Here is a 19,585-nt window from a genome sequence, read left to right on the forward strand (position 1 = left end):
ACCGGACTCCGGTCACCGCCCCCCTCGGGGTTTGCGGGGCCTAGCGCAGCGCGGCGAGCACCGCGTCCGCCATCACCTTCTCGCCGGTGGCGTTCGGGTGGAACGGCACGGCGGGCGAGCCGGGCAGCGCGCCCTCGATCCAGCGGTCGTCCGAGCAGACGTCGTGCCCGGCGGTGGGCGTGGCGGTGTCGACGTACGTCGCGCCGCCGGCCGCCGCGGTGGACTTGAGCGCGGCGTTCAGCTTGTCGAGCACGCCGTGCATGTACTCGACGTCGCCCGGGGTCACGGGCTGGCGCAGGATGCACGAGCGGCCGTCGGCGGGCAGTACGGACGGGTAGCCGACCAGCAGGACCCGGGCCCGCGGCGCCTTGGCGTGGATGCGCCGCAGCGTGTCGGCGACCTGCGGCGCGATGCTGCTGGTGATCCGCTCGGCCAGGTCGTCGTTGCCGTACTGCCAGGACCAGCTGCTCCAGTCCCAGTAGCCGTGGTGGTAGACGTCCTTGCAGGGCGTGCCGAGCGGGTTGACGACCGCGCCGGCGATGCAGGTGGCGACGAGTTCGCCGAGGCCGAGGTCGCTGGCCGCGAGGTCGTTGCCGCCGATGCCGAGGGTGACCAGGTCGGTGTCGGGGGTCACCGCGTCCAGCTGCGGGTCGTTGACCCGGATGAAGGCGTCGTACTGGGGCTGCGTCATGGCCTTGACCTTGGCGGCGGCGCAGGTGACGTCGGTGTACGCGCCGGCCTTGAGGGCGGCGGCGACCAGGTGGCCGTAGTTGCGGTCGGAGCGCAGGCACAGGCCCGCCGACTGGCCGGGCACGCCCGCGCCGGCGGCGTAGGAGTCGCCGAGCGCCACGAGGTGCTTGGGCGCCGGGGTGGCGGCCTGGGCGCTGGTGGAGGTGAGCGCGAGGGCGGCGCCCAGGGCGACGGAGGCGAGCGCGGTGGAGCTGCGCAGGTATCGGGGTTTCCGGGCAGGGCGGAGCACGGTTCCTCCTGGGGGGAGAGAAACGACGGGTGGGGGTCGTGCCGGGCCGCGGCTACTCGCAGGTAAGTTACTTGTTGGTTTCGTGGACGTCCATGCCGTGCGCGGAAATTTCCGAAATTCCGTCAGATCGCATTTCGCATTTCGCTCCACCATGTATCGAAGACATTTCCGAAACGGTGTGGAGCGGAATTGCCGCACTCGGTTGTTACCGGCCGGTTGACCGGACGTCACCGCAGGCCGCAGTATCGGGCGCACAGCGACGGCGCCCACCCCGCGCGCGCCGTCCCGCCCGCCGCGACGGAGGACTGCGCATGGCCCTGGACGCCGACGTCATCGTCATCGGAGCAGGACTCGCCGGACTCGCCGCCACCGCCGAACTCGCCGACGCCGGACGGAAGGTGATCCTGCTCGACCAGGAGCCCGCGGCCTCGCTCGGCGGCCAGGCGCACTGGTCCTTCGGCGGTCTCTTCCTGGTCGACTCGCCCGAGCAGCGCCGGATGCGGATCCGCGACTCGCACGCCCTCGCCCGCCAGGACTGGTTCGGCACCGCCGGCTTCGACCGGCCCGAGGACGCCTGGCCGCGCCGCTGGGCCGAGGCCTACGTCGACTTCGCGGCCGGCGAGAAGCGCTCCTGGCTGCACGGCCTGGGCGTCCGGTTCTTCCCCGTCGTCGGCTGGGCCGAGCGCGGCGGCCTCCTCGCCGACGGCCCTGGCAACTCGGTGCCCCGCTTCCACATCACCTGGGGCACCGGGCCCGGACTGCTGGAGCCCTTCGTCCGCCGGGTCCGCTCCGCCGCCGCCCGCGGGCTGGTCGACCTGCGCTTCCGGCACCGGGTCACCGGCCTGGCCGCCACCGCGGGCGTCACCGACACCGTCACCGGCGAGGTGCTGGTGCCCAGTTCGGCGGCCCGCGGCGAGGCCAGCTCGCGCGAGGCCGCCGGACGGTTCGAACTGCGTGCCCAGGCCGTGATCGTGACCTCCGGCGGCATCGGCGGCAACCACGACCTCGTCCGCAAGGCCTGGCCCGCCCGGCTCGGCACCCCGCCCGCCAAACTGCTCTCCGGCGTCCCCGCCCACGTCGACGGGCTGATGCTCGGCATCGCCGGCGACGCCGGTGCCAGCCTCATCAACGGCGACCGGATGTGGCACTACACCGAGGGCATCGAGAACTGGGACCCGATCTGGGCCCGGCACGGCATCCGCATCCTGCCCGGCCCGTCCTCGCTCTGGCTGGACGCGCGCGGCAACCGGCTGCCCGTCCCGCTCTTCCCCGGCTTCGACACCCTCGGCACGCTCGACCACATCATGTCCACCGGGTACGGGCACACCTGGTTCGTGCTCAACCAGCGCATCATCGAGAAGGAGTTCACCCTCTCCGGCTCCGAGCAGAACCCGGACCTGACCGGGAAGTCCGTGCGCGGCGTCCTCGGCCGCGCCCTGCCCGGCGCCCCCGGTCCGGTCCGAAGCCACCTGCGGCACGGGCCCGACTTCGTCGTCGCGGGCAACCTCGCCGACCTCGCCCGCGGCATGAACGCCAGGACCCGCGAGGCGCTGATCGACCCCGCCGAACTGCGCCGCGCCGTCGAGGCCCGCGACCGGCAGTTCGCCAACCCCTTCGCCAAGGACCTCCAGGTCACCGCCGTCCACGGCGCCCGCCGCTACCTCGGCGACAAGCTGATCCGGGTGGCCCCGCCGCACCGCATCCTCGACCCGGGCGCCGCCCCGCTGATCGCCGTCCGGCTCAACATCCTCACCCGCAAGTCCCTCGGCGGTCTGGAGACCGACCTCTCCGCGCGCGTCCTGCGCCCCGACGGCGAACCCCTTCCGGGCGTCTACGCCGCGGGCGAGGCCGCCGGTTTCGGCGGCGGCGGCGTCCACGGCTACCGCTCCCTGGAGGGCACCTTCCTCGGCGGCTGCCTCTTCTCCGGCCGCACCGCCGGCCGCGCGGCGGCTCAGGCCACGGCGTAGACCGGTGCGTGCGGCCTCAGCGCTCGTCGGTGAGGCCCAGCCGCAGGTGCTCGACGTGGTACACGGCCTGGTCGAGGAGGGCGGCGACGTGGTCGTCGTGCAGGGAGTAGACCACCGAGCGGCCCCGGCGCTCGCCGACGACCAGGCCGAGGTTGCGCAGCAGCCGCAGCTGGTGGGAGCAGGCCGACTGCTCCATGCCCACGGCGTCGGCGAGTTCGGTGGCCGCGCGCGGTCCCTCGCGCAGTTCGGCGAGGATCAGCAGCCGGGAGGGGGTGGCCAGCGCCTGGAGGGTGGTCGCGACCTTGGCCGCGTTGGAGGCGTCCAGGCGCATCCGCGGTACGGCTTTCTCGGTGGTCGCGTGTCCCATGGGGGCATCCTACGGACCGCCGCCGAACCCCGGCACCCGGTACCCGGCAGTGACTCTTGGCATGCCGGGTAGGCTGCGCGTGCAGCGTGCCCCGTGACCAGGAGGAGTTCCAGAGCCGATGAGCCGCCGAGACCGGGACCGCAAGCAGGCGGCCGCCTCCCCGGTGACCGTCACCGTCTGCCGGGGCTGCTGCTGCGGCACCGAGGCCAAGCACCCGGGGGTGGACCACGCCGGGCAGTACGAGCGGCTGCGGGCGGCGGTGGGTGCGGCGGGCCGGGTCCGCGCGGTCAAGTGCCTGGACGTGTGCACCCAGTCCAACGTGGTGGTGGTCGGCCCCTCCGGGGAGGGGCGGGCGGCGGGCGGGCGTCCGGTCTGGCTGGGCTTCGTGCTGGCGGACGACATGATCGACGAGATAGCCGCCTGGGTGCACGCGGGCGGCCCCGGGCTGGCCGACCCGCCCGGGCTGCTCGACCTCCAGCTGATCTCGGTGTCCCGCCGGGTCCGCGAGGGCCTGGCGGAGTAGCGGACGGTGGAGTCGATCCGTCCTCATCACGGTTGGGACGCAGCGGGGTTGGCCGATCCGGCGGCCGAGCAGGATCCGCTGGACGCCGCCCTCGGCGGTCCCACTACCATGACCGGTGGCTGCCAGCGGTTCCGCCCAGGGAGGACGACGATGACGACGGTCTGCCGGATCTGCGCGGGCACCGGCCGGACCGCCGGTCTCAGCTGCCGGACCTGTCAGGGCACCGGGACCACCGAGGTGGGCGGCGGGGGCGGCAACTGCTTCCTCTGCGACGGCACCGGGGTGTACGTCCGCTACCGGGTGGACGCGACCGGCGCCAAGCACGCCTACCGGGACGAGATCTGCCGCACCTGCGACGGCACCGGCAACCGGTCCCCCTCCACCTGGGACGAGCCCTCCGGCTGAGCGCCCCCGTCCGCGGCGGCGCCGACGGTGGCTCAGGCCGCGCCGCCGGCCGGGGCCATGATCCGGGGTCGGTCCGGGGCGGACGCGCTCCTTTACCTGATCATGGTCGAACATTGGCGTTCGAATGGGCGGCGCGCTGCGGCCCGTTCACCCCGCGTCCGTGTGCGGTCAACGCGCCGCTGGAAGAGTCCCGCGCATGGATATCCCTCACATGGGCGTACCGGCCAAGCTCGCCGACCGCATGAGCACGGCCGAGCAGCACGAGTACCTGCGGGCCCGCTTCTCCCGCCGCCGGATGCTGCGCGCCGGCGCCGTGACCGTCGGTGCCGTCGCCGTCGGCGGCGCGCTGGGCAGTGGAACGGCCTTCGCCGCGCCGGCGAGCCCGCAGCTGCTGACCGGTGCCACGACGGCCGGTGTCGACGGTTCGCTGGTCGCGCCGATCGGGCGCCACCTCCAGTTCGGCCCCGAGCCCGACACCCAGTTCCGCATCTCCTGGCAGGTCCCGGCGCCGGTCAAGAAGCCGTTCCTGCGCTTCGGCAAGACCCCGTGGGAGCTCAGCCACAAGCTCCAGGCCGAGGTCCGCACGCTGCACACCCCGGCGCTGAGCCCGAACAGCCAGCCGGTGGACCAGTACTACCTGCACGTGGCGCTGGAGGACCTGCACCCCGACACCACCTACTACTACGGTGTCGGCCACGAGGGCTTCGACCCGGCCTCGCAGCAGCAGATCTCCACCCTGCACACCTTCCGCACCGCGCCCTCCCGTGACCACCGCTGGGGCAAGGTCTACGAGCCGTTCACCTTCACCGCCTTCGGCGACCAGGGCGTCAGCTCGCACGCGGCCGGCAACGACCACGTCATCCTGGCCCAGAAGCCGTCCTTCCACCTGCACGCCGGCGACATCTGCTACGCCGACCCGGCGGGCTCCGGCACGGACCCCGACAAGTCCGTGTACAACGCCAGGACCTGGGACGACTTCCTGGTCCAGACCGAGACGGTCGCGGCGACCGTGCCGTGGATGGTCGCCTACGGCAACCACGACATCGAGGCCTGGTACTCGCCCAACGGGTACGGCGGCGAGAACACCCGCTTCTTCCTCCCGGACAACGGCCCGGACCCGCGCAAGGTCCCCGGCGTCTACACCTTCCGCTACAAGAACGTCGGCGTCATCTCGCTCGACGCCAACGACGTCTCCTACGAGATCCCGGCCAACCTGGGCATCTCGGCGAACAAGCAGACCAAGTGGCTGGAGCGCACCCTCAAGGACCTGCGCAACGACGAGACGATCGACTTCGTCGTGGTCTTCTTCCACCACTGCGCCTTCTCCACCACCGTCGCGCACGCCTCCGAGGGCGGCGTCCGCGAGGCCTGGGTGCCGCTGTTCGAGAAGTTCCGGGTGGACCTGGTCATCAACGGCCACAACCACATCTACGAGCGCACCGACGCGATCCTCGGCAACAAGGTCTCGAAGCAGGTGCCGAGCGGCGCCACCATCGAGCCGGCGAAGGACGGCGTCGTCTACGTGACCGCGGGCGCGGCCGGCCGCAGCCTGTACAAGTTCGACGTGCCGGACACCTACGAGGGGCACGAGAACCACCAGGACGAGGTGAAGACCTACTACTGGGGGAAGGGCAAGGTGAAGGTCCCCGAGACCATCCAGTGGTCGCGGGTGCGCTACACCGGCTACTCCTTCATCAAGGTCGACGTCACCCCGGCCCACCTGGGCCAGAAGTCGTCCATGAAGGTGACCGCGCTGGCCGAGGACGGCACGCAGATCGACAACTACACGATCCTGCGCAAGGTCGGCGAGGGCTGGGACTCGGACCACGACGACGACGGTCAGGGCGGCGGCTGGGGCTGGTAGTCCCCGAACCGGCTTGCCGGGCCCCGGCGTCGAGGAGTCCGCACCTCGACGCCGGGGCCCCGTGCGTGGACGACCCCGTGCGTGGAGGGCCCAGTGCGTGGCGGGCCCGGTGCGCTCAGCGCCGGGGCCCGTACATGATCACCGCGACCCCGGCCAGGCAGACCAGCGCGCCCACCACGTCGTAGCGGGTCGGCCGGAAGCCGTCCACGACCACGCCCCAGAGCAGTGACCCGGCGACGAACACCCCGCCGTACGCGGCCAGCACCCGGCCGAAGTGGCTGTCCGGCTGGAGCGCCGCGACGAAGCCGTACCCGCCGAGCACCACCACCCCCAGCCCGGCCAGCCACCACGGCCGCTGCTCGCGCACGCTCTGCCAGATCAGCCAGCAGCCGCCGATCTCGGCGAGCGCGGCGACGACGAACAGGGCGACGGAACGCAGGACGGTCATGGCCGACAAGCCTAGGACGTGTCGTGTGCGCTCAGCTCTGGCGGTACGTCGCGAGGAAGCGGCCGATGCGGTTGATGGCCGTCTCCAGGTCGTCGGCGCGGGGCAGGGTGACGAAGCGGAAGTGGTCCGGGCGGGGCCAGTTGAAGCCGGTGCCCTGGACGACGTGGATCTTCTCGCGGAGCAGCAGGTCCAGCACGAACTGCTCGTCGTCGACGATCCGGTGCACCGCCGGGTCGAGCCGGGCGAAGGCGTACAGGGCGCCCTTGGGCTTGACGCAGCTGACGCCGGGGATCTCGTTGAGGGCCTTGAAGGCGACGTCGCGCTGCTCGGTGAGCCGGCCGCCGGGCAGCACCAGGTCGTTGATGGACTGGTGGCCGCCGAGCGCGGCCTGGACGGCGAACTGGGCGGGCACGTTGGGGCACAGCCGCATGCCGGAGAGCATGGTCAGGCCCTCCAGGTAGTCGGTGGCGTGCTGCTTGGGCCCGGAGACGACCAGCCAGCCGCTGCGGAAGCCGGCCACCCGGTAGGCCTTGGAGAGGCCGTTGAAGGTGAGGGTGAGGACGTCGTCGGCGAGGGCGGCGAGGCAGTGGTGCTCGGTGTCGTCGTAGAGGATCTTGTCGTAGATCTCGTCGGCCAGGACCATCAGCTGGTGGCGGCGGGCGAGGTCGAGGATGCCCTCCAGCAGTTCCTTCGGGTAGACCGCGCCGGTGGGGTTGTTGGGGTTGATGACGACGATGGCCTTGGTGCGGGCGGTGATCTTGGCGGCGATGTCGTCGAGGTCCGGGTACCAGTCGGCCTGCTCGTCGCACAGGTAGTGCACGGCCTTGCCGCCGGCCAGCCGGACCACGGCCGTCCACAGCGGGTAGTCCGGCATCGGGACGAGCACCTCGTCGCCGTCGTCGACGAGCGCGGTGACGGCCATCTGGATCAGCTCGGAGGCGCCGTTGCCGAGGTAGACGTCGTTGACGCCGACCCCGGTCACGCCGCGCTGCTGGTAGTACTGCACCACCGCGCGGCGGGCGGGCAGGATGCCGCGCGAGTCGCTGTAGCCGTGCGCCTTGGGCAGGTTGCGGATGATGTCCTGGATGATCTCCTCGGGCGCCTCGAAGCCGAACGGCGCCGGGTTGCCGGTGTTCAGCCGCAGCACGCTGTGCCCGGCCTCCTCCAGGGCGTTGGCCTGGTCGACCACCGGGCCGCGGATCTCGTAGCACACGTTGTTCAGCTTGCTGGACTGCCGAAACTCCACTGCGGCCTCCCGACCGTCACCACCGCATCGTTGCTGATGCTTTGTTCTACCAAGTTGGCACTTGGAAAGTCCAACCTTTTGGCTATGCTGATCCACATGTCACGCCGAAGCTACGACCAGTACTGCGCCGTCGCCCGCGCCCTGGACGCGGTGGGGGAGCGCTGGAGCCTCCTGATCGTCCGTGAACTCCTCGGCGGCCCGCGCCGCTACACCGACCTGCACGCCGACCTGCCCGGCGTCTCCACCGACATCCTCGCCGCCCGGCTCAAGCAGCTGGAGGGCGACGGCCTGGCGCTGCGCCGCCGGCTCGAACGGCCCGCCAACGCCACGGTCTACGAGCTCACCGAACGCGGCCGCGAACTGCGCCCGGTGATCGAGGCGCTGGGGGAGTGGGGCCTGCCCGCCCTCGGCGAGCAGCGGCCCACCGACGCCGTCCGCGAGCACTGGTTCACCCCCCGCGCGGCGGACGACGGGGTGCCCGTCGCGGGTCAGGTGCCGGTGCCAATCCCGATGCCGGGGTCCGATGCCGGTGCCCGGACCGGCCGCGCGTAGCATCGTCGGGCCACGGAGCCATCGGAGGAGAGCGGAGACCGCCCGTGCCCACCACCTACCGCAGTTACGTCGCCATCGGGGACTCCTTCACCGAGGGCATGTGCGACGACCTGCTGCCCGACGGCCACTACCGGGGCTGGGCCGACCGGGTCGCCGACGCGCTCGCCGCCGAGGCCGGCGATGAGGACGGGTTCCGCTACGCGAACCTCGCCGTCCGCGGCAAGCTCATCGGCCAGATCCACGACGAGCAGCTCCCCGCCGCCACCGCGATGGGCGCCGACCTGGTGACCCTCGTCGGCGGCCTCAACGACGCGCTGCGCCCCGGCTGCGACATCGCCCGGGTCGAGCGGCTGCTCGGCCGCTGCGCCGAGGAACTGCGCGCCACCGGCGCCACCGTGGTGCTGTTCACCAGCACCGACCCGACCCGCAGGATGGCGGGCAGCGCCCGGCTGCTCCCGGCCATCCTGCGGATGAAGGCCTTCGTGCACGAGCTCGGCCAGGACGAGGGCGTCGCCGTCGTCGACCTGTTCGCCGCCCCCTGCTTCGACGACCGCCGGCTCTGGGGCGAGGACCGCCTGCACCTGTCGCCCGAGGGCCACCGCCGGGTCGCCGAAGGGGTGTTGGAGGCGCTCGGCCGCCCCGCCGCCTTCGACTGGCGCGCCCCGCTGCCGCCCGCCGCCCCGCCCGGCCGGGCCGAGCGGCTGCGCGCCGACGCCCGCTGGCTGGGCGGCCACCTGGGGCCGTGGATCGGTCGCCGGCTCACCGGGCGCTCCTCCGGCGACGGCCGGCCGCCGAAGCGGGCCGAGCTGCTGCCCTACTCGGCTCCGGGTTCGGCTGCGGGTTCGGCTGTGGGTTCTGCGGCGGGTTCGGCCGCAGGTTCGGCGGCGGGCTCGACTGCGGGCTCGTAGAACAGGCTCGCCATCGGGGAGCGGGTGGTCCAGCCGAGCGCGGTGTAGAGCGCCCGGCCGTCCGGGGTGCCGACCAGGACGGCGGTGTCGGCGCCCGCCTGGTGCCCGGCGTTCTGCAGGGTCCGCATCACCAGGGCGCCCAGGCCCCGGCGCCGGTGCTCGGGCGCGGTCACGATCTGGTCCGGGACGGCCACGGGGCCGGCCAGACCCGCCTGGCCGCGTGCGGCGAGGTGTCCGGCCTCGGTGCGGACCAGGGTCCGGACGACCCCGCCCCGGGTCCAGGTGGTCACCGTGTAGCCGGCCGGCACCTCGGGCCGCTCGGCGCCCAGCGGGGCGGTCATCAGGTACCCCGGCTGGTCGAGCCGCCACTGCGGGCCCAGCCAGGGCCGGACGACGGCCTCCTCGGTGAACAGCTTCAGCCAGGTGCCCGGCGCGGTGGTGGCCTCGGCGATCTTGCGGACGTCGGGCTCGGCCGGCTCGGGCAGCACGTGCCGGGCGACGTGGCCGACCACGCCGACGTCGATCGTCCAGCCCCAGGGCTCGTCCACCGCTTCGGCCGCGCCGCGCGAGACGCTCCAGCCGGCGATCCACATCCGGACGAGTTCGTTGATGCTCGGGTCCTGCACTCCTACCCCCGTATGCCATGGGCGCACTGCGCCATGGGTGCACCTCGTAATAGGTGCACTGCCTATTGACACCTTACCGGGGGTGGGGTGGGTGTGACCAGCGCCCAGTAGGCTTGGCGGTCCGACGCACCGGACGGCCGGTGCCCACGCTGGAAGGACCACGCGACGTGCGCGAGACCGAGCCGCCGCAGCACCCCACGGCGGCTCAGCCGACCGAGCTGCGCTCCGACTGCACCAGCTGCTTCGGCCTCTGCTGCGTCGCCCTGCCCTTCGGCGCCGGCACCGACTTCGCCGTCGACAAGGCCGCCGGCAGCGCGTGCCGCAACCTGCAGACCGACTTCACCTGCGGCATCCACGAACGCCTCCGCGACCGGGGCTTCCAGGGCTGCACCGTCTACGACTGCTTCGGCGCCGGGCAGCGCGTCTCCCAGGTCACCTTCGGCGGCCGCAGCTGGCGCGAGGCGCCGGCCGACGCCAAGCCCATGTACGACGTCTTCCCGGTGGTGCGCCAGCTCCACGAACTGCTCTGGTACCTCACCGAGGCGCTCGGCTACGCCCCCGCCCGCCCGGTCCACGCCGACCTGCGGCAGGCCCTGGAGGAGACCGACCGGCTCGCCGGCGGCACCCCCGAGGAGATCCTCGCCGTCGACGTCCCCGCCCACCGGCAGCGCGTCAGCGACCTGCTGCTGCGCGCCAGCGAACTCGTCCGCGCCGCCGTCCCCCGCCGCCGCGAACACCGCGGCGCCGACCTCTTCGGCGCCCGCCTGCGCGGCGCCGACCTGCGCGGGGCCAACCTGCGCGGCGCCCTGCTCGTCGCCGCCGACCTCAGCGGCGCCGACCTGCGCCTCGCCGACCTCGTCGGCGCCGACCTGCGCGACGCCGACCTCTCCGGCGCCGACCTCACCGAGGCCCTCTTCCTCACCCAGGCCCAGCTGAACGCGGCCCGCGGCGACGAGACCACCCGCCTGCCGGCCGCCCTCGTCCGCCCCACCCACTGGCCCGTCACGGCGGCCGCCGCCACCGGTGCGCGCGCCCCCCGCAAGCCGCGCAACGGCGGCCGCCCGGGTGGCCCGCGCCGCCGCTAGCGGCCGCCCGCCGCAACGACCTGGCCCGCCCGGCAGGTGTCTGCCGGGCGGGCTCGGTGTTCTTGGTGCCTGGCGCTAACAGCTGTGCGCGGCGGAGGGGCGCTTCGCCGCGATGTACGGCTTGCCCATGTGCGCCACGACGTCGGCCGGGCAGGTCTTGATCCAGTTGGAACCCGCGGTGTGGTTCTTGACCTTGGCGTCGCTGCAGTACTCGACGCGGTCGGCGGTCTTGAAGCACTGGTAGCCGGGGTACCCCGCCGCCGAGGCGGTGTTGACGCCGGTGAACAGGCCGGCCGCGGTCAGCAGGGCGACGGGCAGAACGGAACGCATCCTCATGGTTTTCTCCCGTTGGTTCGTCTGGGCAGTGGTCCGATCCTGGCAGCGCGGCAGAGGCGGAGGCAACGCGACATGACATGTTTAGGTCAACCTGTGTTCGAGTGAACTCCCTTCATCTTCTTGGCCGTTGACGACCCCTCAGGCGAGGTCAGGCCGTGAGCAGGCGGGAGCGGAGGGCGGCTATCCGGGCGGGGGAGAGGCCGAGGGCGCCGGTGGCGTAGTCCTCGACCGAGCCGTGGCGGGCGGCGAGGTCGGCGAGGGCGAGGCGGATGACCGTCTCGGGGGCGCGTCCGTAGCCGGGCCAGCGGAGGGTGCGGCCGGGGTGCGCGGCGTGCCACTCGGCGATGAGGTGCGGGGTGGCCAGCTCGGTGAGGGCGAAGTCGGCGGCGATGTCGTCCTCGGAGACGCCGAGCAGGGTGAGGACGAGGGCGGCGATGAGCCCGGTGCGGTCCTTGCCGGAGGCGCAGTGGAAGGCCACGGGCTCCTCGGCGGCGGTGATCACCTCCAGGGCCTCGCGGATCTCCTCCACCCCGTCCTCGGCGACCTCGGCGAAGCGGTCGGCGAGGTACCGCCAGGGGTCGACGTCCGGGTCGATCTCGGCCTGGTCGTAGGGGCGGTGCTCGATCGAGAGGTTGTGGTAGACCAGCCCTTCGTAGTCGGGCACCGTTCGAAGGTGAGCTGACGCATTGTCATGCGCGGCACTCTAACCAGCGGTGCCCGGGTGTCCGGTGGTGCCTCAGCGCTCAGCGGCGCCTTCGTAGCCGGCGGTGAGGAGTTCGAAGGCGCGGTCGGCGTTGGTGGCGGCCTCGAAGTGGAGTTCGTCGGCGGTCTGGCCGTCGTCCCGGATCCGGTGCCAGTTGTGTTCGGCGAGGACCCGCTGGGCGGCGGTGACCTGGGCGGCGAGGAGGGGGGCGGTGAGGCGTCGGGGCGGGGCCAGGTCGGGGGCCTCGTGCAGCGCCCGGGCGAGGGACTGTTCGGCGCGGGCGAGGTATTCGGCGCCCCGGGCCTTCAGGCTCGGCGTCGAGTACACCAGATCGCTGAACGCCAGGACCCGGGGGTCGTCGTTGAGCCCGGTGATGGGGTCGCGCCGGGTGAGCCCGTCCAGGAAGTCCCGGTGCAGGGCGGCCAGCACCGGTTCGCCGACCGCCCGGTCGCGGACCACACCGGCGGCCTGGTCCTGGTGGTCGGCGAACCGGTGGACGACCAGGTCCTCCTTGGTGGAGAAGTAGCTGAACAGCGTCGGCTTCGACACCTCGGCGGCGGCCGCGACGTCCGCCACCGGGACCGTGTCGAAGCCGTGCTCCAGGAAGAGCGCGATCGCGGCCTCGGAGATCGCCCGCCGCGTCCGCTCCTTCTTCCGTTCCCGCAGTCCGCTCATGGCGTCAGGCTAGCAGGATTCCTTGACTGAGGAAGGTCTCTGACCCGGTATGACTTTCGGGCCTGGCCGCCCGTCGCTGCTCAGGAGCTCAGCGAGTCCAGGATGCGGCGGATCGATTCCACCACCGGGGCGCCGGCGGCGGCGAGGGCGGCGACGCCGGAGATGTTGCGCAGGGCGCGGCGCAGGGTGGCGGGCGGGGTGGCCTGCCCGCCGCCGAGGTCCGCCAGCGACTCGTCCAGCACCTCGCGGTCCTCGGCCGGCACCTGCTCGCGCAACTGGCGTACGGCCGCGATGAGTTCGCGCATCGCGGCCTGCGGGTCGGCCGGGCCCTGGTGCTTGATGATGCCGATGTTGTGGTCGCCGTGCTGGGTGACCGAGTCCCCGAAGTGGATGCCGCCGCTCACAGGCTGACCTTCTTTCCGGTGTTGTGGTCGCCGTACTGGTTGATCTGGTCGCCGATGTGGACGTTCTCCACCTGGAGCGCGAACTCGGCCAGCGGGTTGTCGATCGCTTCCATGATCAGCTGGATCAGGTTGCCGACCTGCTGGGCGTCGTGGCTGACCACCGCCGTGTTCGAGGAGCTGGAGGTCTCGATGATCAGCTGGTAGACCGTGCGCATCTGCAGCCGCTTGACCAGCCGGTAGAGGCTGGCCGCGAAGAGCGCGAGCGCCACCACGCCGATCACGTTCTTGGTCGTCTCCTGGTTCGCGCCGCTCCCGAGCAGCGAACCGAGGAGGGCGGTGGCCACCAGCAGGCCGATCACCTGCCGGACGAACCGGATGATCACCCGCGCGCGCTTGGGCGGCAGCAGCTGGAACTGCCGGGCCCGGGCGATGTTGTGGAGCGGATAGGCGTCGCCGCCCACCCACAGCACCCGCCGGCTCACTCTGACGTCGATCACACTGCTTCTGCGTGCCAAGTCGTCCCCCTACCCGTAGTGGCGGGGAGAACCATAGCAACGGTCGCCGCTGGTGGCAGCCCCCGTCAGCGCAGGCGGCCGGTGCGGACGGCGTCGATGAAGGACTGCCAGGCGACGGGGCTGAAGTCGAGGACGGGGCCCTCGGGGTCCTTCGAGTCACGGACGAGCCGCCCGGGGTGGGTGGTCGCCACCTCGACGCAGTTGCCGCCGTTGTTACCGCTGTAGCTGGACTTGCGCCATGGGGCGTCGGTCTTGGTGGCGATCATGTTGAGAAGTCCTTCCCTGACGCTGCGGATCCGATCGGCGCTCTCACGCGGCGACAGCGCGTCCGCCTGGAGCAGATCATAGGCCCGCTGCTTGCGCTGGACTTCCATGGGATCTTCGATGAAGTGTCCCTGGTCCAGGCTCTCGGAATAGAGCCTCGTCCGGCCGTCAGGGGAGGTGAGGAAGGAGACGAGAGTGTCGAACGGGATGCGTTCGCCGAGGCTGAACGGCGCGATCTGAATGACGACATTGGGCATCCGACCAACCGTCAACAGGTGGCCGAGCTGCTCGTACATCACCTCGGGACCGCCGATGAGCGAGTGCAGTGCGGCCTCGGAGTGGACGACCATGAGGAGCGGGCCCCCAGGGGCCGTCAGTCGGTGCTGGCGGGCGATACGTGAGACCACCAGCTCCTCGACAAGTTCGGGGTTGCCCGCCGCGTCACCCGATCCAAGCAGTGCGCGGGCGTACCCCTCTGTCTGGAGGAGTCCTGAGATGAGGGCCACCTGGAACTCGCCGATCTTCGAGGCCTTGTTCTCGTAGCCCGCGTAGCGTCGGAACCAGTCGGGGTGTTCCACCCGTGCGTACCAGTCGATCTCCTTCCAGAGATCGATCAACTGGCCGCCCGTCTCCAGCAGTCGGTCCGCTGCGAGGACGAAGTCCTCCTGCGGGTTGCGGGTGCCGGCCTCGATGCGGGAGATGTGCGGGCGGCTGCACGGGATGAGGATCGCCAGCTGACCCTGTGACATCCCCTTCGACTCTCTCAGCTGCTTCAGCACCGCGCCGAACACGGCGCCCGCACTCGATCGCAGGTTTGGGTTCGTGAACTTCTTGCGGGTCATGGCGCAGGCCCCCTGTGTCAGGACGTTCCCTGGAACCGGCTGATCACTCGTCACCAGCACGGTGACCGCCGATGCTTAATCATGGAACTGATCGCGCAATCGCACTAGTGAGTGCACGAAGCGGCCTGCCCGCGCGCGAAATCCTCAATGCATCCAAAGGTGGCACCGCTATGCCCGAAGCCCTTGACAGAGCCCTCGCCGATCAGCTGTGCACGCTCCCGCGACACCCTTCCTCGCCGACCGCCGCCCGGGTGGTGCTCCGGGGGTTCCTCTCCGACCTCAAGGACGGAGAACACTACGCGGGCGACGGCGAGTTGATCGTCACCGAGCTGGTCGCCAGTGCGGTCCGGACTCCCCCTGCACACCACCTCATCGACGTGCTCTTCGAGTACTCCGCCCCCGCCGGCCTCTGGATCGAGGTCACCGCCATCGGGCAGTCCGGCCGCGCGGGGCCGGACTGCCCGGGTCTTCGGCTGGTGCGGCGGCTCTGCGCCGCCTGGGGGTGCGACCCCGCCGCGGGCCGCTCGTGGGCCCGGTTGGCCCCGCCCGTCACTCAGTAGCCGAGGGTGAAGCGGCGCTGGACGAACCGGGGGAGCTCGACCTCGTCGACGAGGTCGACGCCGCGCCCGACGCCGCCCAGCGGGTCTGCGTCGGTATCGCCGGCCTCGCGGCGGACTGATCAGGTGCTGCGGTCGGCGAGTACCTCGCGGACGACGTGGCGGGCGTTGGCGGTGAGGCCCGGATTGGTGTGACGGTAGTAGGGGATCGTCACCAGCGCGATGGAGAAGGCCCAGGCGCGGCCGCGGGCCCACATGGCGTCATCGGCGCGGAGGGCGGCACGGAAGGCGGGGCGGGCCGAGGCGGGCAGCAGGTTCCAGGCGACGATCAGGTCGGCGGTGGGGTCGCCGACGCCCATCAGGCCGAAGTCGAGGACGGCGCCGAGCCGGCCGGACCGGTCGAGCAGGAGGTTCCCGGGGGTGAGGTCGCCGTGCATCCAGGAGGGCGGGCCGGCGTACTCGGAGAGGCGAAGCGCCTTGTCCCACAGGGCGGTTGCGGCGTGGGTGTCGACCGATCCGGCGAGTTGGGCGATGGCCGCGCGGGTGGCGCCGTCGCGGGAGGCGAGCGGGACGCTGCGGTGGCCGGCCGGGCCGCCGGCCGGGTTGACGGCGCGCAGGGCGTTGACGAAGGCGGCGAGGTCGCGGGCGAGCGCACCGGGAGCGGCGAGGGCGCCGGCGACCGGGTTGGCGCCCTCGAACCAGCGGAGCACCGACCACTCCCAGGGGTAGCCGGCGGCGGGCCGGCCGACCGCGAGCGGGGCGGGTATCGGCCGTGGCAGTCGGGGGGCCAGCGCGGGCAGCCACTGCTTCTCGCGGCGGACGTCCCCGGCCGCCCATTCCACCCGGGGGAGCCGGACGGCGAGTTCGGGCCCGAGGCGGAACATCGCGTTGTCCGTCCCGGTGGAGGTGACCGGTGTGACCGGCAGGCCGACCCAGTCCGGGAACTGGGCGGAGATCAACCGCCGTACCAGGGCCGCGTCGATGACCAGTCCGTCGGGGTGCATCCGGGTGGCAGCGCACATGCCCGGCAGCGTACAGCGCGGATCGGTGCCCTTCAGCGGATTCCCGGAATGCGTACGGTCGGCCTCAGTTCAGCGTGACCCGCACGCCGATCGTCCCGCCCTTGCCGAAGCGCAGCACGTTCGCGGTCAGCGCGATCGCGCACAGCAGCCCGTACTTGCGGCGCAGCAGCTTCCGGTAGGCGGGCGCGCGGTCGGGGTCGAGGGCGGCGGTGGCCGGGACCTGCTCGCCGAGCAGGGTGCCGCGGATGTCGCTCGGCCCGACCAGCACGTCGGAGCGGTTGCGCAGCCGCTTGACCTTGCCGGTGCGGGTGACGGTGGTGAAGACCAGCGCGTCGCCGTCGCGCGCCACCCAGACCGGGGTGGGCACGGGGGTGCCGTTCTTGCGGTGGGTGGTGAACAGCAGGTACTTGGCGGCGGCGAGTTCGTCCAGCCGGGCGGCGGCGTCCGGCGAGGGGCCGGCGTCCGGCGGGCGGGAGGCGTCCAGTGCGGGGGAGGTGTCCATGCGCGTCAGCGTAGGAAGGCGCAACGGGGCACTGCTTGAGTCTGGTTGGGGTCGCGGGCGGAGGGCGCCACGCCCGGCCGCCCCGGGTGCGGCCGGGAGCGGTCCCCGGCACCTGCCAGAATGCAGGGCGTACGGCGAAAGCACTGAAGGAGAAGGTGACCGGCTTCGTGACCACGCCAGTCGAACAGGTGGCCCGGCAGGCCCAGCAGGCGATCGAGCGCAAGATCGCCGAGGAACTGGGCGTTCGCGACGGGCAGGTGAAGTCCGCGGTCGAGCTGCTCGACGGCGGCGCGACCGTGCCCTTCGTGGCCCGCTACCGCAAGGAGGTCACCGGCTCCCTGGACGACGCCCAGCTGCGCACCCTGGAGGAGCGGCTGCGCTACCTGCGGGAGCTGGAGGAGCGCCGGGCGGCCGTCCTGGAGTCGATCGGGGCCCAGGGCAAGCTGGACGACGCGCTGCGCGCGCAGGTGCTGGCCGCCGATTCCAAGGCCCGGCTGGAGGACATCTACCTGCCGTTCAAGCCGAAGCGGCGCACCAAGGCGCAGATCGCCCGTGAGGCGGGCCTGGAGCCGCTGGCCGAGACGCTGCTCGCCGATCCCTCGCAGGATCCGGCGGCGCTGGCCGCCCGGTTCCTGAACGAGTCCGTCGCCGAGCCGGCCGCCGCGCTGGAGGGCGCCCGGGCGATCCTGGTGGAGCGCTTCGGGGAGGACGCCGACCTGGTCGGTTCGCTGCGCGAGCGGATGTGGACCCGGGGCCGGCTGGTGGCCACCGTGCGTGGCGGCAAGGAGCAGGACGGCGCCAAGTTCGCCGACTACTTCGACTTCGCCGAGCCGTACACCAAGCTTCCCTCGCACCGCATCCTGGCGATGCTGCGCGGCGAGAAGGAGGAGGTGCTGGACCTCGACCTCTCGCCGTACGACGGCGAGGAGGGCGATCTGCCCGGCGAGAACGACTACGAGCGGCGGATCGCCGCCCGCTTCGGCATCGCCGACCACGGCCGCCCGGCCGACAAGTGGCTGGGCGACACCGTCCGTTGGGCCTGGCGCACCCGCGTCCTGGTCCGGCTCGGCATCGACCTGCGGTCGCGGCTGCGGGCCGAGGCGGAGGAGGAGGCGGTGCGGGTGTTCGCCGCCAACCTGCGCGATCTGCTGCTGGCCGCGCCGGCCGGCACCCGCGCCACCATGGGCCTGGACCCGGGCTTCCGGACGGGGGTGAAGGTCGCGGTGGTGGACGCCACCGGCAAGGTCGTCGCGTACGACACGATCTACCCGCACCAGCCCGCCAACAAGTGGGACGCCGCGCTCGCGACCCTGGCCGCGCTGGCGAAGAAGCACGACGTCGACCTGGTGGCGATCGGCAACGGCACCGCCTCCCGGGAGACGGACAAGCTCGCCGAGGACCTGCTCAAGCGCCACCCCGAGCTGAACCTCACCAAGGCGATGGTCAGCGAGGCGGGCGCCTCGGTCTACTCGGCCTCCGCCTTCGCCTCGCAGGAGCTGCCGGAGCTGGACGTGTCGATCCGCGGCGCGGTCTCGATCGCCCGCCGTCTCCAGGACCCGCTGGCCGAACTGGTCAAGATCGACCCGAAGTCGATCGGGGTCGGCCAGTACCAGCACGACCTGAGCGAGGTGAAGCTCTCCCGTTCGCTGGACGCGGTGGTCGAGGACTGCGTCAACGCCGTGGGCGTGGACGTCAACACCGCCTCGGCGCCGCTGCTGACCAGGGTCTCCGGCATCACCGGCACGCTCGCCGACAACATCGTGGCCCACCGTGACGCCAACGGCCCGTTCCGCACCCGCCGGCAGCTCAAGGACGTCTCCCGGCTGGGCCCGAAGGCCTTCGAGCAGTGTGCGGGCTTCCTGCGCATCCCCGACGGCGACGACCCGCTGGACGCCTCCAGCGTGCACCCCGAGGCGTACCCGGTGGTGCGCCGGATCCTGGCGTCCACCGGCGGGGAGCTGGGCGGGCTGATCGGCAACGGCGAACGGCTGCGGGCCCTGCGCCCGGGCGACTTCGCCGACGAGGTCTTCGGCATCCCGACCGTCACCGACATCCTCGGCGAGCTGGACAAGCCGGGCCGCGACCCGCGCCCGGCGTTCCGCACCGCGACCTTCAAGGAGGGCGTCGACAAGATCGGCGACCTGGAGGTCGGGATGGTGCTGGAGGGCGTGGTCACCAATGTGGCCGCGTTCGGCGCCTTCGTCGACGTGGGCGTCCACCAGGACGGGCTGGTGCACGTCTCGGCGCTGTCGAGGACCTTCGTCAAGGATCCGCGCGAGGTGGTCAAGCCGGGCGACATCGTGAAGGTCCGGGTCGTCTCGGTGGACGTGCCGCGCAAGCGCATCGGGCTGACCCTGCGGCTGGACGACGAGGTCGGTCGCGACCGGGGCGGCGACCGCAGTGACCGGGGCGAGCGTGGTGAGCGCGGTGGCGACCGTGGCCGGGGCGGCGAGCGCGGCGAGCGGCAGGCCCGCCCGCCGCGCCAGGAGCGCCGGGGCGGCGGCCAGGGCGGCGGCTCGGGCGGGTCCGGCGGCGGCGCGTCGCTGGCGAACAGCGCGATGGCGGACGCGCTGCGCCGGGCGGGCCTGACCGGCGGCGACGCCTCGGGTGACCGCCGCTCCGGGCGGCGCTGAGCGGCCCGAGCGGCTGGGGCGCTGGGGCGCTGAGGCGCTGAGCGGCTGACCGCCGCGGGGGGGGGGGGGGGGGAGGTGGTGGGTCGGCCCCCCCCACCCCCCCCCGGAGTTGCGTGGGGTTTGGACAGAGGACCGTTTTTTTGTTCCTTTTCTTTCCCCCTT

At 72.5% G+C, this 19,585-nt stretch carries 21 protein-coding genes and 1 pseudogene; 9 read left to right on the top strand and 13 right to left on the bottom strand.

What is annotated here, in order from left to right; genetic code table 11:
* Window positions 1-40: 40 nt before the first annotated feature.
* A complete protein-coding gene (locus ACFVX9_RS30815; protein ID WP_063347064.1) occupies window positions 41-979 on the bottom strand; it encodes an SGNH/GDSL hydrolase family protein in 939 nt (312 codons plus the stop codon).
* Between the two features lie 311 nt (window positions 980-1,290).
* Between ACFVX9_RS30815 and ACFVX9_RS30820 the strand changes: the two genes are divergently transcribed.
* Window positions 1,291-2,946 (top strand): FAD-binding dehydrogenase, encoded by a 1,656-nt coding sequence (locus ACFVX9_RS30820; protein ID WP_380375740.1) that lies wholly within the window; start codon window positions 1,291-1,293, stop codon window positions 2,944-2,946.
* A 16-nt stretch (window positions 2,947-2,962) separates the two neighbouring features.
* On the opposite strand, the gene ACFVX9_RS30825 is transcribed toward ACFVX9_RS30820, so the two are convergent.
* The gene (locus ACFVX9_RS30825) at window positions 2,963-3,313 is read right to left on the bottom strand and encodes a metalloregulator ArsR/SmtB family transcription factor (RefSeq protein WP_063347062.1); all 351 of its coding nucleotides are present in this window, start codon (window positions 3,311-3,313) and stop codon (window positions 2,963-2,965) included.
* Window positions 3,314-3,431: 118 nt separating this feature from the next.
* Here ACFVX9_RS30825 and ACFVX9_RS30830 point away from each other — a divergent pair, with 118 nt between their 5' ends.
* The 3 genes from ACFVX9_RS30830 (at window position 3,432) to ACFVX9_RS30840 (ending at window position 6,105) form a co-directional block, all read left to right on the top strand.
* Window positions 3,432-3,836: a hypothetical protein gene (locus tag ACFVX9_RS30830; protein WP_063347061.1), complete on the top strand. Its 405-nt coding sequence runs from the start codon at window positions 3,432-3,434 to the stop codon at window positions 3,834-3,836.
* A gap of 150 nt (window positions 3,837-3,986) precedes the next feature.
* Complete coding sequence (locus tag ACFVX9_RS30835) at window positions 3,987-4,241, top strand: hypothetical protein (protein WP_063347060.1); 255 nt, start codon at window positions 3,987-3,989, stop codon at window positions 4,239-4,241.
* Window positions 4,242-4,437: 196 nt separating this feature from the next.
* Window positions 4,438-6,105: a metallophosphoesterase family protein gene (locus ACFVX9_RS30840; RefSeq protein ID WP_363371094.1), complete on the top strand. Its 1,668-nt coding sequence runs from the start codon at window positions 4,438-4,440 to the stop codon at window positions 6,103-6,105.
* 115 nt (window positions 6,106-6,220) lie between these two features.
* Here ACFVX9_RS30840 and ACFVX9_RS30845 read toward each other — a convergent pair whose 3' ends face one another.
* Both ACFVX9_RS30845 and ACFVX9_RS30850 read right to left on the bottom strand, forming a co-directional pair.
* Window positions 6,221-6,553 carry a YnfA family protein gene (locus ACFVX9_RS30845; RefSeq protein WP_063347058.1) on the bottom strand — a complete coding sequence of 111 codons (333 nt, stop codon included), beginning with the start codon at window positions 6,551-6,553 and terminating at the stop codon, window positions 6,221-6,223.
* A gap of 31 nt (window positions 6,554-6,584) precedes the next feature.
* Window positions 6,585-7,799, bottom strand: coding sequence for a pyridoxal phosphate-dependent aminotransferase (locus ACFVX9_RS30850; RefSeq protein ID WP_380375737.1), 1,215 nt, complete (start codon window positions 7,797-7,799; stop codon window positions 6,585-6,587).
* A gap of 96 nt (window positions 7,800-7,895) precedes the next feature.
* Between ACFVX9_RS30850 and ACFVX9_RS30855 the strand changes: the two are divergent.
* Window positions 7,896-8,249: pseudogene (locus ACFVX9_RS30855) on the top strand (winged helix-turn-helix transcriptional regulator); the annotation flags it as partial.
* Between the two features lie 200 nt (window positions 8,250-8,449).
* Window positions 8,450-9,259, top strand: coding sequence for an SGNH/GDSL hydrolase family protein (locus ACFVX9_RS30860; RefSeq protein WP_387984697.1), 810 nt, complete (start codon window positions 8,450-8,452; stop codon window positions 9,257-9,259).
* Here the strand turns inward: ACFVX9_RS30860 and ACFVX9_RS30865 are convergent.
* On the bottom strand, window positions 9,166-9,885 hold the full coding sequence (locus ACFVX9_RS30865; protein ID WP_387984671.1) for a GNAT family N-acetyltransferase: 720 nt from the start codon (window positions 9,883-9,885) through the stop codon (window positions 9,166-9,168). The two genes, ACFVX9_RS30860 and ACFVX9_RS30865, sit on opposite strands and share 94 nt — an antisense overlap.
* A gap of 167 nt (window positions 9,886-10,052) precedes the next feature.
* Here ACFVX9_RS30865 and ACFVX9_RS30870 point away from each other — a divergent pair, with 167 nt between their 5' ends.
* Complete coding sequence (locus ACFVX9_RS30870) at window positions 10,053-10,970, top strand: pentapeptide repeat-containing protein (protein WP_387984673.1); 918 nt, start codon at window positions 10,053-10,055, stop codon at window positions 10,968-10,970.
* 75 nt (window positions 10,971-11,045) lie between these two features.
* Here the strand turns inward: ACFVX9_RS30870 and ACFVX9_RS30875 are convergent, their stop codons facing one another.
* The 6 genes from ACFVX9_RS30875 to ACFVX9_RS30900 form a co-directional block, all read right to left on the bottom strand.
* Window positions 11,046-11,306 (bottom strand): hypothetical protein, encoded by a 261-nt coding sequence (locus ACFVX9_RS30875; protein ID WP_387984675.1) that lies wholly within the window; start codon window positions 11,304-11,306, stop codon window positions 11,046-11,048.
* A gap of 148 nt (window positions 11,307-11,454) precedes the next feature.
* Window positions 11,455-11,970 (bottom strand): tyrosine-protein phosphatase, encoded by a 516-nt coding sequence (locus ACFVX9_RS30880; RefSeq protein ID WP_387984676.1) that lies wholly within the window; start codon window positions 11,968-11,970, stop codon window positions 11,455-11,457.
* 72 nt (window positions 11,971-12,042) lie between these two features.
* Window positions 12,043-12,684, bottom strand: coding sequence for a TetR/AcrR family transcriptional regulator (locus ACFVX9_RS30885; RefSeq protein ID WP_380487981.1), 642 nt, complete (start codon window positions 12,682-12,684; stop codon window positions 12,043-12,045).
* An 80-nt stretch (window positions 12,685-12,764) separates the two neighbouring features.
* Complete coding sequence (locus ACFVX9_RS30890; RefSeq protein WP_363619038.1) at window positions 12,765-13,088, bottom strand: hypothetical protein; 324 nt, start codon at window positions 13,086-13,088, stop codon at window positions 12,765-12,767.
* Window positions 13,085-13,585: a DUF6232 family protein gene (locus ACFVX9_RS30895; RefSeq protein ID WP_380487979.1), complete on the bottom strand. Its 501-nt coding sequence runs from the start codon at window positions 13,583-13,585 to the stop codon at window positions 13,085-13,087. Before ACFVX9_RS30895 ends, ACFVX9_RS30890 begins: the two co-directional genes overlap by 4 nt.
* Window positions 13,586-13,668: 83 nt before the next feature.
* Window positions 13,669-14,709 (bottom strand): Scr1 family TA system antitoxin-like transcriptional regulator, encoded by a 1,041-nt coding sequence (locus tag ACFVX9_RS30900; RefSeq protein ID WP_380487977.1) that lies wholly within the window; start codon window positions 14,707-14,709, stop codon window positions 13,669-13,671.
* Window positions 14,710-14,879: 170 nt separating this feature from the next.
* Between ACFVX9_RS30900 and ACFVX9_RS30905 the strand changes: the two genes are divergently transcribed.
* Window positions 14,880-15,269: a hypothetical protein gene (locus ACFVX9_RS30905; RefSeq protein ID WP_380487975.1), complete on the top strand. Its 390-nt coding sequence runs from the start codon at window positions 14,880-14,882 to the stop codon at window positions 15,267-15,269.
* 119 nt (window positions 15,270-15,388) lie between these two features.
* Here ACFVX9_RS30905 and ACFVX9_RS30910 read toward each other — a convergent pair whose 3' ends face one another.
* Entirely contained in the window at window positions 15,389-16,288 is a 900-nt protein-coding gene (locus tag ACFVX9_RS30910; RefSeq protein WP_387984679.1) for an aminoglycoside phosphotransferase family protein, read from the bottom strand.
* Window positions 16,289-16,352: 64 nt separating this feature from the next.
* Window positions 16,353-16,790, bottom strand: coding sequence for a PPOX class F420-dependent oxidoreductase (locus tag ACFVX9_RS30915; RefSeq protein ID WP_387984680.1), 438 nt, complete (start codon window positions 16,788-16,790; stop codon window positions 16,353-16,355).
* 167 nt (window positions 16,791-16,957) lie between these two features.
* Here ACFVX9_RS30915 and ACFVX9_RS30920 point away from each other — a divergent pair, with 167 nt between their 5' ends.
* Window positions 16,958-19,423, top strand: coding sequence for a Tex family protein (locus ACFVX9_RS30920; RefSeq protein ID WP_380487970.1), 2,466 nt, complete (start codon window positions 16,958-16,960; stop codon window positions 19,421-19,423).
* Window positions 19,424-19,585: the final 162 nt, after the last annotated feature.

The sequence above is a fragment of the Kitasatospora sp. NPDC058243 genome (assembly GCF_042882025.1).
Taxonomy (GTDB): domain Bacteria; phylum Actinomycetota; class Actinomycetes; order Streptomycetales; family Streptomycetaceae; genus Kitasatospora.